Origin of the sequence: Pollutimonas nitritireducens, from assembly GCF_002849615.1 — a bacterium.
Taxonomy (GTDB): Bacteria; Pseudomonadota; Gammaproteobacteria; order Burkholderiales; family Burkholderiaceae_B; genus Pollutimonas; species Pollutimonas nitritireducens.
Map to the genome: position 1 here is coordinate 472,820 of NZ_PDNV01000001.1, position 12,839 is coordinate 485,658.

At 55.1% G+C, this 12,839-nt stretch carries 8 protein-coding genes and 3 pseudogenes; 5 read left to right on the forward strand and 6 right to left on the reverse strand.

Translation table 11 applies throughout. The annotated features are described in order from the left end of the window. Positions 1-470: 470 nt before the first annotated feature. The 5 genes and pseudogenes from CR155_RS20625 to CR155_RS02260 form a co-directional block, all read right to left on the reverse strand. Positions 471-575: pseudogene (locus tag CR155_RS20625) on the reverse strand (hypothetical protein); the annotation flags it as partial. Positions 576-715: 140 nt separating this feature from the next. Further along, on the reverse strand, positions 716-3,010 hold the full coding sequence (locus tag CR155_RS02240; RefSeq protein WP_233213827.1) for a type I restriction endonuclease subunit R, EcoR124 family: 2,295 nt from the start codon (positions 3,008-3,010) through the stop codon (positions 716-718). Next, a complete protein-coding gene (locus tag CR155_RS20630) occupies positions 2,944-3,297 on the reverse strand; it encodes a thiolase C-terminal domain-containing protein (RefSeq protein ID WP_199171648.1) in 354 nt (117 codons plus the stop codon). Before CR155_RS20630 ends, CR155_RS02240 begins: the two co-directional genes overlap by 67 nt. Before the next feature lie 384 nt (positions 3,298-3,681). Further along, on the reverse strand, positions 3,682-4,521 hold the full coding sequence (locus CR155_RS02250; RefSeq protein WP_143705169.1) for a Bug family tripartite tricarboxylate transporter substrate binding protein: 840 nt from the start codon (positions 4,519-4,521) through the stop codon (positions 3,682-3,684). Between the two features lie 520 nt (positions 4,522-5,041). Next, a complete protein-coding gene (locus tag CR155_RS02260; protein WP_143705170.1) occupies positions 5,042-5,626 on the reverse strand; it encodes a hypothetical protein in 585 nt (194 codons plus the stop codon). Positions 5,627-6,076: 450 nt separating this feature from the next. On the opposite strand from CR155_RS02260, the pseudogene istA reads away from it, so the two are divergent. Then, a pseudogene (gene istA / locus CR155_RS02265) lies at positions 6,077-6,958 on the forward strand (IS21 family transposase); the annotation flags it as partial. Between the two features lie 45 nt (positions 6,959-7,003). On the opposite strand, the pseudogene CR155_RS02270 reads toward istA, so the two are convergent. Then, positions 7,004-8,011: pseudogene (locus CR155_RS02270) on the reverse strand (XdhC family protein); the annotation flags it as partial. Positions 8,012-8,186: 175 nt separating this feature from the next. Between CR155_RS02270 and CR155_RS21450 the strand changes: the two are divergent. The 4 genes from CR155_RS21450 to CR155_RS02300 all read left to right on the forward strand — a co-directional run bounded on the left by CR155_RS21450 (position 8,187) and on the right by CR155_RS02300 (position 12,838). Next, positions 8,187-8,504: a hypothetical protein gene (locus CR155_RS21450; RefSeq protein ID WP_102068364.1), complete on the forward strand. Its 318-nt coding sequence runs from the start codon at positions 8,187-8,189 to the stop codon at positions 8,502-8,504. Between the two features lie 1,081 nt (positions 8,505-9,585). Further along, entirely contained in the window at positions 9,586-10,773 is a 1,188-nt protein-coding gene (locus CR155_RS02290; RefSeq protein WP_102068365.1) for a CaiB/BaiF CoA transferase family protein, read from the forward strand. 52 nt (positions 10,774-10,825) lie between these two features. After that, the gene (locus CR155_RS02295) at positions 10,826-11,398 is read left to right on the forward strand and encodes a DUF2889 domain-containing protein (RefSeq protein WP_102068366.1); all 573 of its coding nucleotides are present in this window, start codon (positions 10,826-10,828) and stop codon (positions 11,396-11,398) included. 192 nt (positions 11,399-11,590) lie between these two features. Then, a complete protein-coding gene (locus tag CR155_RS02300) occupies positions 11,591-12,838 on the forward strand; it encodes a CaiB/BaiF CoA transferase family protein (RefSeq protein ID WP_102068367.1) in 1,248 nt (415 codons plus the stop codon). Position 12,839 lies beyond the last annotated feature (1 nt).

Genomic DNA, 12,839 nt, shown 5'->3' on the forward strand with positions numbered 1-12,839 from the left:
CCAAATTCGTCCAATACTCGTTCAACCGTAGCTAAGATCCTATAAAGCGTGGGCATAATCTGCCATTTTGGTTTGCATGAATCGATGCGGTGTTAATTGCCGAAACGGAAATTTGCCGATCGATAAAAGATATTCCTTTCGCCCTTTGCGAATTTACGACATAAATGCGCTTAAGTTTTAGTCTCACTATGAGCGGAGTGGTGTTTTGGCCCAAAAAGGTAGATGCACCCGTGCACTATTTGGCTTAGATTGGGGAGTTGCGACCCTGCTGATGGAGAGTGCAGTCAGTGGCTGCATTCGACCCACAAGGGAAGGCTAGGTTGCGACTGTTATGTGGCCATTGATGGCAGGGAGCTGATAGCCAGATCGATGCAGTGGATTCGCAAGGTATGCCCAAATCGGCACTTGTCTCAATGACTTCTGGCCCACCAATTGCAGTTCGTCGCGGCCTATGCCATGTGTCACCTGTTGCACCAGGGGCAGACGCTGCGACCTTTGCAGGAGAAGACGGCTAGATAGTCACGCCCAGAGTCATCGCAGTGCGCGCGGGCAAAGCCGTGTGCGAAGATGCCGCATTAGATCGTTGCCAGTGATGTCGTAAAGGTGCAGCAGGCAGCGTCAGCTAATTAACGGACGCAAACAGTACTTCCAATTGAGGCTGGTGTGCCACCGATGTGGGTGAATTGGAGGTTATGTGCCTCCATGCGACTTCTTCTTAACTTGCTGTCTTTAGCTCGATACCACCCCGAAGAAGAAAGTCACTCAGCAGATTAGAAGCTTTGATGTTGACCCGGAACATCGGCAGCGGCTTACCTTCTAGGCCTTCAAAGTAGGCCATTGCCTTTTGCTGATCCAGCGTTCCCCGCAGGTCATCAAAGCGGCCATATTCATTGAGATTGGATTCAGTGAGCTGGGTATTCATCAGGGCGATGAGCTTCGCTGGGTCCAGGCCGAGGCAAGAGACGATGGCCGCAATTTTCTCGTTCACGGCCTCTGCTTTGTAGTCGCTCAAGTAGTCGTGGAAGGTGCAGCATGGGTCGATCTGCACATCACCGCGCTGGATGTCGCGGAGAAAGATTTCGGCGATTTTTTGGTCTTCCTGTGAGAGCGATGTAAATGAGCGGTGCAAATCGGCCAAAGTGGCTTCCTTGGCTTGCTGATCGCCGCTTTGCAGCACTTTGAGATATTTTTCAAAGCGCGCGTTCATGTAGTCGGCGTCGATCTTGCCTGTGTCGATTTCGGTTATATGGCTATCAATATCGAAGGGAATATCCTCGCTGCCACCGCCGCCGCCACTGCCGCCGAGTTCTTTGTAGCGTTGCAGTAGCGTCAGATAGTGATGCTGGCTAAGGGCCAGCTGGACCCGCGTCGCGGGGTCTTCACCAAACTCATAAACCGATTTCTCCCAGCTAAAGCCTTGGATCTTCGCAGCCTCTAAGATGGCGCTGAATTGGTTGAACTCCTTGGCAAAGGCCGCACGCGCTGCAAGGTCGTCCGGTAGCTTGGTGAAGTCCTCGATGCCTGCTGCGCTGAAGATGGCGTCGATTTCAGCAAAGCTAGCATTCATCCGCTCCAGGTTCATCGGCAACCGATCGGCGAACAGGCCAATCGGTTTGTCGCCGGAATAAAGTTTCACGGCGGCCTCGACATTGCGCGTCATCGTATGGGGCTTGCGGTAGTAGCGGATGCTGCCAAAGGGCTTGTCTGGCCCGAACAGGCGATTGGTGCGCGAGAACGCCTGAATGATGTTTTCGTATTCCAGCAGCTTGTCGAGGTAGAGCGTATTCACCCATTTCGAGTCGAAACCGGTGAGCATCTGATTCACTACGATCAATAGGTCAAGTCGCTTGCCCGGCTCGGCCTCGATACGAATATAGGCCTTTTTATGCGCGAGGCGGTAGGCCAAGTCTTCCTTGAATTTCGCGTGCGTTCCGAGGTCAAACTTCTGCCCGTAGGCGGCGTTGTAATCCTCCAGAATCTCGACAAGTCCGTCCGTTTTAAACGCCGGATCACAGCCGCCGTCTTCGTCACTGATATTCGGATCAAAAAGTGCGGTGATCTTCAGCGCCGGGCACCGCGCCTTCATTAGGCGGTAGTAGGTGATGGCCTCTAGGATGCTGCTGGTGGCAAAGATGGCGTGGAATTTACTGCCTTGGCTCAGGGTCTCCCAGTTTGCTGCCATGTCGTCTATCACCGCATCCTGGTGCTGGGCGTGGCGGTATTGGCTGTTGGGCAGATGGTCTTCGATGCCTTTTTGATAGACGCCCGAAGCATCCCGATACCCCGCCATCGGCACATCGTTCATGTAACGATTGAAGACTTTCTTTTTCGCCGTATCGGCCAGCGCTTCAGTCACCGTTGTGGCTTTGGCTTTTTCCAGCGCAACGGCCTGCCGTAGGTCACGGTCGCGATAGGTGAGCATTTGGTACGGATCGAAGCCGAGGACGTTCTTGTCACGAATACCGTCGGCGATGCTGTAGCGGTGCAGCTCATCGCCGAACACATCGGTGGTGGTGTTGTCCTTGCGGACGTTCTCCTTGTGGATGGGCGTGCCGCTGAAGCCGAACAAGATCGCGCCGGAAAAGCTCTTTTTGATATCAATGAGCATGTCGCCAAACGTGGAGCGGTGACATTCATCAACGATGAACACGATGCGCTTGGCGCGCATGGTATCCAGATCGTGCGCCTTGAGGCCGTCTTCTTCATCCTTGAGCCTGCTCATCTTCTGGATGGAGCTGACGATCAGGGTATCGACGGGATCGGTGCTTTTGAGCTTCTTGACGAGAATGCCTGTGTGTTCCGTGGCCTGCACCTCGTTGCCGTCTCCGGCGAAATCACGGTAGGCCAGTAGCGTCTGCGTGCCCAGCTCGATACGGTCAAGCAAAAACACCACCTTGTCTGCGTCTTTGGAATTGGCGATGAGTTGGGCAGACTTGAAGCTGGTCATCGTCTTGCCTGATCCGGTGGTGTGCCAGATGTATCCTCGCGCAGCTTCTTCATCATCTCGCATATCGACATCACGACGTAGCTGTTGCCAGGTCCGCCGTAATAGGGTAAGCCGCCGGTCACAGTCAGCCCCCTGGGGTCGTCTTCGGAAATCCCCAACTCCTTGCAGGTGATCTCAACGGCGGAAGGAAAACAGCTGTATAGGTCGAAGTGATCGATATCGTCGATGCTTAATCCTGCCATCTCTAACGCCGATCGAGACGCGATTCGGACCGCGGGCGACGAGCAAAGGTCGGCCTTTTCTGTCACGAACCAATGGTCGTTGGCATCAGCATATCCATGGAGGAACACCCATTTTTCCCTCGGAATCCATTTCGCCCCTTACGATCTTCTCAGACGCCCAATTTGCAGCGTACTGGGGCATGTTGCCGCTGTACCAGGTGTAAACATTCCGCTTAGGCGTGATGTTCAGCCGGTTGGCAACACTCTTTGGGGGATTCGTAGAGCTTCCAAAGCCATGGCTAAATCGTGGCGACGTATCAGCATGCGACCGAATCACAACCAGCGTATCGATACTGTCTCTGAACGCTTCGGACTGCGTGTCGGCCAGCGCAAGGTCGGCTGCTTCAGCCAACAAATCATATCTTGACCTGTCGGTGCGGGGCACTCGGCCCCGATCTGTGATGCAGCCAACACCAACAATAATTGGCGTTCTCGGATTCATATTCCCTTCCCTCAGTTCGGCTTGATGTTGGCTTGCTGGATAACTTGACCCCACCGAGGAATTTCACTCTTAACGAATGCCTTGCTTTCGGCTGCGTTGGAATTGATGACGCGACCGCCAATGGTGCTGACTTTCTCGTTGACTGCAGCGGAGTTCAAGCTTGTGGAAATCGACTTTTCGATTCTTTCCGTGACTTTCGGATCAAGGCCCTTAGGTGCTGCAAGGCCGAACCACGCTTCCTTCACAGGCAGGTCATACCCTAACTCTGAAAGCGTGGGCACGTCCGGCAACATAGTCAGCCTGTCTTTCGACGTCACCGCCAGCACGGTCACTTTGCCGGTGGGGATGTGTTGTGCGATTGAAGAATAGCTGCTGATGCCAAGCGGCGCGTGACCGCCGAGGACATCGGTGACAGCGGGCGCCTCGCCCTTGTACGGGATATGCGAAACCTCAATCTGCGCAGCATTCGTGAAGCTCTCGGCCATCAAGTGAACCGCAGTACCGTAGCCGCCGTTTGCCATGCTGAGCTTTTCGCCGCCGCCCTCGGCTCTTTTCATCAAGTCTTCAAAAGACTTAAGTCCGGAACTCTCACTGGCAATGATCATGTAGGGTACGGCGAACATCACGGCCAACTGGTCAAAGTCGCTTTCCGGGTCGTAGCCGATATCTTTATAAAGAAACTTGTTGGCCGCCATGGTGCCGTTTGTCGTGACTCCGAGGGTGTAGCCGTCAGGAGCCGCCTGGCTCAGGAACTTGGCCCCAAGGCTGCCGCCCACGCCTGGCTTGTTCTCCACAATGATCGTTTGGCCCAGGTCGTTTGACATCTCCTGAGCGACGATGCGACTAACCACATCGGTAATTCCGCCCGCAGCAAACGGTACGATGACTCTCAACGATTTGTTGGGGTATCACAGCGTAAATACCGGTCTTCAGTGTTAGGGTCGGATTTGCCTGTATGGGTCTGCCGAATGTGCAGAAGAACGCGCGGGCATCAGACCGGACCACGTTTCCATCATGAAATCCGTTTAGTATTCATTCTGGAATGCTCGCATATCGCGTCCTTACGCTTGCCAATTTGACTATTTTCTTCGGCCCCTTGTCGTTTATACAGAACAACCCCATATTCACCATAATGAGCACATGCCGATGGTGTAAGCAAGGACTATGCCAGTTCGTCATCACTTCTTTGAATTTCCAGTTGATTCTGATGGAATCCGTTCAGCAAAGCCGTGCTGCGACCGCACAGTTGCAGCAACACTATGTCTAGTTTTATGACACAATGTCCGGTATAAAGACACGATGTGTCTTGTCTGTGTCGTTTCGAGTCTCGGGAGCCCGACAAGGTGAGTAAGTGCACTGGGAACCTTGCTATTACCCACATCTTTTGACGATTTGCGCGCCCAGTAGCAAATCGCTAAGCCGACGCATGCCTCTCCAGATAAACAAGTTGCCCGGAGGCGGATCATGTGCTCGCGCGAGATAGCCGCCAAGCCGAGCGAGGCAAATCAGGTAGTCTTTCAGACGAGACTGGTGCGTTAACGGCGTGTGCCACTGCTGCGATATCTTGCGCAAGACGAGTCTTTCGCAGGCGGTAAATGCCACCTCGGGTGGTGCTCTGGGGGCCGAGCGCTGAATCATGGTGAGCCAGAAGATACGCCAGCTCACAATGCAGCACAGGGCGATCAGGTTAACGCGACGTTGCGCCGTGCGAAGCTTGGACTGCTCAACCCTGCAGCCTGATTTCAGGATGTAGTGGAACACTTCGGTTTTCCAGCGTAATGCATACCAACGCAGCTTCTCGATGGCCTCGGTTCGAGTGCATACCGGCATATCCGTTACCAGCTTCCAGCCGATGGGATCTCGCCCTTTAGGCTTGTCCTTTTCTCGAGCGTGAATGACGGTCGCCGTCAATTCAGGATACCGGCTGCGCTTAGCGCGCGACGGCAGAAGGCGCAAACGCACATCTCCTGCGCCACTGTGTGCGTGCCATCGCCACAGAGCCGATCAGCACACGTGCGCACCAGAAAGTGTGTGCCTAACTCTTGAGCGGTACTGAATAATTCATAGATGTCGCATTCATGATCGCCAACGTGAATGCATTCATCTGGGCAACCTAGCAATGCTGTTGATTGCTGCACGTTTTGCAACCAGCGGATACTGTCCTTTTGCTCAATTGGGTATTCCGGCCTATCGTGACCGGCCATTCTGGTCCATCGCGACCACCCATTCCGGTCTATCGTGACCGATTTCCGGGGACACCGGAATCGGCGGTCATGATGCCGGAATCAGCGGTCACGATACCGGAACGGCGTCGTATCGCGCAGGAATGATGTTACGCATATAGCAACCAACCGAGTACGCTGCCAGCTTTTGTCTGGAGACAGCGTGCCGGTATTAAGGATCACTATGCGTAAGATAAAAGACGTACTGCGTTTAAAGCTGGACGCCAAGCTCTCGCACCAGCAGATCGCCACGGCGCTGGGCATTTCAAAGGGTGTCGTCACCAAGTATGTCGGCTTGGCGGGCGCGGCAGGCCTAGACTGGCCGACCGTGCAAGCATTGGACGAAGCCGCCCTGAAGCGGCGCCTGCTGGGGGCCCCAGAACAGCCCCGCGACCACGTGCAGCCGGACTACGGGCGCCTGCACCAGGCGCTGCGCCACAAGGGCATGACATTGATGCTGCTGAGGGAGGAGCGCCGCGCCGACCACGCCGATGCGCACACCTACAGCTACTCGCAGTTCTGCGAGAATTACCGACGCTTCGCCAAGCAACTTAAGCACTCGATGCGTCAGATACACCGGGCCGGCGAGAAGCTGTTCATCGACTACGCGGGCCCCACCATTGCGCTGACCGACGGCAGTCGCGCCCACATCTTCGTGGGGGCGCTGGGCGCCTCGAGCTATACCTATGCCTGTGCCACGCCGCGTGAAACGATGGCCGACTGGATCGAATCGACGGCTCGCGCGCTGGCCTTCATCGGGGGTTGTCCGCAGTTGATCGTACCGGATAACCCGCGCGCCATGATCTCGCAGGCAGATCGCTACGAGCCGCGCAGCAACGACACAGTGCTCGACTTCGCACGCCACTATGGCACGTCGATCCTTCCGGCGCGGCCCCGTCATCCGCAGGACAAAGCCAAAGCGGAGTTGGCCGTTCAAGTGGTCGAACGCTGGATCATGGCGCGGCTGCGCCACCAGAAGTTCGCCAGCGTGCACGAGGTCAATACGGCGATGGCGCCGTTGCTTACGCGTCTGAATGACAAGCCGTTCCAGAAGCTGCCGGGCAGCATCGAATGGGCCTTCTGTTGCAACGAGATCGTCGGTCCGCGTGGCTGCAGCTTCTTGCTGTTTCTTGGCCTGAGCGACGGACCATTCGCGAGGCAGACGTATGCCGTTTTTAACGGCAAGTATTTCCGCCATCACGCTTACGGCGATTTCGGCCGGCGTCTTGCTGCCGATGTAGATTCCCACGGGGCCCCGAAGGCGTTCGAGCGACGCCTGCGTCTCGTCGAAATGCTCGATCATCCGGGCGCGCCGGCTGTCGTTGTTGCGTCGCGAGCCAATGGCACCCACGTAGAATGCGGAGCTGCGAAGCGCCTCTAGTAGTGCCAGGTCATCGAGCTTTGGATCGTGGCTGAGCGCGACGATGCAGCTGCGCTGATCGGGGCGGAAGGCTACGACCGCATCGTCGGGCATTTCGACGACTTTCTGCACGCCAGGTAATGACCATGCATCCATGTATTCCACCCGTGGATCGCATATCGTCACGGAGAATCCGTTGAACAGCGCCATCGTGGACAGGTACTCGGTTAGCATTCCCGCTTCGATCAGGAGCATGCGGTACTCGGGGCCGAAGATACTCGTGAGGTAGCTGCCATCGAACCGCAGCTGTTCGGGTGCATCGGCATGTTCGAGTGTGACGCTCCCGTCGAGACAGCAGACAGTGCGGCGCACAAGCTCGCCGGTCTCCAGCCTTCGCACTAGCTCGCCCAATGATTCGTGTTGCGGGCCGAACTCCAGCAGCAGTTCCAGTGTGCCGCCGCACGGAAGCCCGAACCGGTGCGCTTCGTCGGCACTCACGCCATAGCGCAGCACTTGTGGAGACTCGCAAGGAATACCTTGTACTCCGTGAGCGCGTGTATAGCGGAAAATCAGATCGTCCTCGATACATCTTCCGGAGACGGAGCCCACGGCGCGCCCATCCTCGCGTAACGCCATCATTGCCCCTACCGGCCGTGGTGAGGATCCCCAGGTTCTAATGACTGTCGCCAGCAGAGCCCGATGACCGTCAGCGCGCCAGTCCCGCAAGGTGCGCAGGACGCCGACATCAATAGTTTCCATTCGCCTCTCTCTCGTTTGGCTGGCTTCGAGCACGAAGTAGCGCTTCTGCGTTGGCTAAGTCCTCCATCGTATCCACGTCCATCACAATGCCCATGTCATCCAGGGGTAGATCCAGCACCGCGCCAGATGAACGGCGGTTTCTTACTACGGTTGCGGCGCCAGTATCGCTGGACAGATGCATCAGCGCATTGAAGCATTCCGCTCCAAACCCGACGGGGTGGCCCTGGCGTTCGCGCCAGCTCGGCACGACAACGTATGCGGCGCTAGTGCCTGCGCCACACAGCGCAAACTTTTTGATGTGATCAAAGGCGAGTCACTTGGCAAGATGAGCCATCCCGGTGCTTCGGCCGTGGCGGCTACTCCTGCGGCGATGGAGTCACCCATGCTCGACCCGGCTGCATGGGTGTCAGGAGGCTCAACGCTGTGCTTTTTAAAAGCGTATCAACCGTTAGATTTAAACACGGTGCTGTTTATAGATGGTATGCGGTTATGAGCAACATTCATGAAAGGATGCTCTCTTCGGGTCTCCGCCAGTGGCGATTTGTCAATATCGTCGTTACCCAATTTTGGGTTTTAGCGTCGATCTAGAGCGGGCGTGACGGTTTGACGGCACTTACTTTGCAGGGGAATAAGCGATAAGCCGGAAAGCAGTGGCGGGCTCATTGTGGCAGCCATTCAACTCTCCATCATGCCGGGAGTGCACAGGGCGGATTGCTCCTGGATCACATGCCGATCGCGGCAACGCTGCTCGGCGGTAGGGCTCTTTTGGTTCTGGCGTCGCTTATTGTCGGGAATGGTGGCCATGTCAAATCACAAGCTTTCTAATCGATGATAAATCGAAGACTACTATCAAACCAAATATTTGCCATGGTATTTGTCGGAGCCAATTGTGCTGGGTGATCACACATCACTCGAGGACTTCACGCCGACGTCAAAAAGCATGTACGCTTGAGCTGTGAAGTCCGTACAGGCCTTGCGCATGGGGAAAGTACGTCCAGAGCCAGAGCTAGAGCGCCCGGGCGCGTGTGCGCGGTAGATGGATTTTTGTCTGTCGCAAAAAGCAAACGGTTCCAAGTCTGTGGCGACCATTCCCATTAATGTCCAAGTTAACGGCTCGTAGCGCGTTGGTGAAGATGGGCGAACTCATGTGCAGCGCGCCCTGCAGGTCGCGCCCCAGGGTCACGCAGTAGAATTTGGCGATGGCTTCCCGTTCAGTGCTCGCTGCATACAGCGTGGGGATAACAGCGCCAGTATCCGCCTGGCGGAGCGGACTGAACCTACCATTACCCAACTCCGAGTCATTAAACCGGTTCGCCGCGTACTTGCCGCTATCTCGATCATACGGCCGCCACCAATGTCGCTGTGGAAGACAAGTGTATTTGCCGAGTGCAGGTTCTTCTTGTAATTGACACGCCGGCGACTATCCGCAAGGCCTATACACATGTGATGCAACCTGGCATTGAACTTGCTTCGAATTATTTTAAGGAAAATTACCAAGTAAGGTTTTCTTCCCAGGGTCCACGGCGTTTAGTACGATCCGATGGGGCGGTAGTGAACTTGTGTAGAGGAATCGTATGTCCGGTCCGTTATCTGGAATCAAGATCGTTGATCTAACGTCAATGGTGATGGGGCCCTATGCCACGCAAATTTTCGGTGACATGGGTGCCGACGTAATCAAAGTGGAAAGCCCCCAGGGCGACATCATGCGACATATGGGCGTCGGCCGTAGCGAAGCGATGGGGCCAATTCATTTGGCCGTCAACCGCAACAAAAAAAGCCTGATGCTCAATCTGCGTTTACCCGCTGCACATGAGGCGCTACTCCGAGTTATCGAAAAGGCTGATGTTTTCGTGCACTCCATGCGTCCTGCTGCGATTGAACGTCTCCATCTGGATTATTCGCGGATCAAGGAGATCAATCCAAACATTGTTTATTGCGGCGCCTATGGCTTTGGCAAGGACGGCCCTTATGCTGAAGAACCTGCTTACGATGACATGATTCAGGGGCTTTCAGGCCTGTGCGCCGTCAACGCGGGTTTGGCAGGCGAACCGCGCTTCACACCCTCTATCGTTGCGGACAAGGTTGCAGGCCTTACCATTGCATACAGCGTTCTTGGCGCGTTGTTCCATAAGCTTCGGACGGGGGAGGGGCAGAGCATTGAAGTACCCATGTTCGAATCCTTCACGTCGTTCATGCTGGTCGAGCATATGGGAGAGCGCACGTTTGACCCCACAAAGGGTGCCGCAGGCTACTCGCGCGTACTCAGCCAGCTTCGCAAACCTCACCGTACCCAAGATGGCTATTTATGCGTGTTGCCGTACACCGACAAGAACTGGCAGGATTTCTTCAGATTGGTCGATCGCAATGATTTGGCGACAGACGACCGTTACGCGACGGCAAACAGTCGCAGTCAAAATTATGAAAGCTTATATAAGACCCTTGGCGAAATCCTGGCGCAGCGCACATCGGAAGAATGGCTCAGTCGATTGAAACCGCTCAGTATTCCGGTGGCCAGGGTCAATACGCTTGAGGATCTATTCGCTGACCCACACCTGTCTGCGGTAGGTTTGTTCAGTCAAATGTCGCACCCAAGCGAGGGTGCGGTGACACAGATGCGGCCGCCCGTCAGCTTCGAAAAAACACCTAGCGAAATTACACGCCTGGCGCCATGCTTGGGCGAGCACAGCCGCGAGGTACTTGCCGAAGCGGGTCTTTCGGACAGTGAGATCGCGGCCCTCGTCGAAGCTGGCGCAACGTGCTAACAACAGGTAAGCGTTAATAAGAAATTAAGCACGCCAAACCCGGAGACTGTATATGGTAGCCACTTCACATTTTCTTTCCAAGCCTCAGTCCCCCAGGAAAGCAGCACATTCACGCACAATCCATCTTCAGGCCTATGAGCGTCAAGATGGCCTTTGGGATCTGGAGGCATTGATCGAGGACCTGAAGGCAGAACCCTTCACTTCACAGGCCTCACACTTTGATTGTGGCGTACCAATCCATTTGATGGCGTTGCGAATTACGATCAACCAAAACATGGATGTGCTGTACGCTGAAGCCAGCATGCAGCGGATGCCATTCTCTACCGTCTGTCCGGAGGCTGGAGTGAGTGTCGAGCGATTGGTAGGCGCGAACCTGCTCAAAAGCTTCCGTAAGGAAATCTCAAAGCGAATTCCATTGCACGAGCGCTGCTCGCACCTTTCAGAGCTTGCCGCGTTACTGCCTACTCTGGCCGTGCAAACAATGATGCCCAGAAGGAAGGCCTGTGAAGAGAGTGACTCTTCAGGACCACGCCCTTTAAAGATCGGCGGATGCCTTGCGTGGAGAGAGGACGGTCCGCTGGTTCTAAAGTACCACCCAAACTGGTATCGCGAGCCAGATCAATAGAAAGACAGCGTTGCAAACTCTGCTCTGCACTAAAACTCGCATGTGTCGTTGACGCACACAGTTTGCTCTGCCTAGAGTCACTTTCTTGAGGGGTCCCATGTTCAGCACGCGTCTATATCTGGTGCCAGACGGCTCGTTGATCTGGCACAGGATTTGCGTAACAGTGGGAATGATTCACAAGGAAGGCAACTGATGCAGACCGACACACAGGACGGACAGAACACTAAAGACAATCGCCCGCTTGCGGGCATCCGCGTCCTGGATTTGACGCGGGTTTTCTCAGGGCCGTGGGGCACGCAGATTCTTGGAGATCTGGGGGCAGACGTTATCAAGGTAGAACAGCCAGGTCGTGGAGATGATCAGCGCCGCCTAGGGCCTCCATTTCTGTTGGATGGCGATGGCTGTCCCACTGAAGAATCAAGCTATTACCTGAGCGTCAACCGCAACAAGCGATCTGTCGCACTGGATATCAAGACTAAAGAAGGTCGAGACGCCGTTTTGAAGCTCGCAGGGAAAAGCGATGTGTTCGTAGAAAACTTTAAGGTTGGCAATCTTAGTAAGTATGGTCTTGATTACGAGAGCATCTCACGCATAAATCCTCGCATCATCTATTGTTCGATCAGTGGATATGGCCAAACAGGCCCGCGCAGCAGTCAGATGGGTTATGACACCGTAATGCAGGCGATGTGCGGCCTGATGAGCGTAACCGGCAAGCCGGACGAAGAGCCCGGCGGCGAGCCGCTGAAAGTAGGGCTGGTTATGTCTGACATGATGGCAGGGACCTACGCAGCCATGGCTATTCAGGCAGCGCTTTATGCACGAGACACGCGGGACGAAGCGCGTGGTCAGTACATTGATATTTCGATGTTCGACGCCCAGTTGGCCGCTATGTCGCACCAGGCCAGTCACTATCTAGTTTCTGGAAAAACGCCTGCACGTTTTGGTAATGGCGCGCCCTCTGTGTCCCCATCAAATGTCTTCACATGCTCCGACGGAAAGATCGTAATCGTATCCGGGAACGATGCTCAGTTTCGCAGGCTATGTGAGATGCTAGATCTGCCCACGCTGATCGACGATATCCGCTACCAGAGCAATAGCTTTCGCGTCATTAATCGCCAGCCTCTCAAAGAAGCGATTGAAGAACGGCTAAGGTCGAACAAAAAATCTTATTGGTTGGCGTTATTGACTAACGCAAACCTTGTCGCCGGCCCGATTAATACGCTGAGCGAAGCTTTAGCTGATCCACAAGCCGGAGCGCGGGAGATCGTCAAACATGTGAAGCATATCAGCGGCGGAATTGTCCCTTTGATCGCTTCGCCCATGCGTATGTCCGCGACGCCACTTGATCGCTATCTCGCCCCACCCACGTGCGGACAACATACGGAAGAGGTGTTGGCGGAACTACTCGACATACCGCCCGGCACAATCAATAACGCCTGAC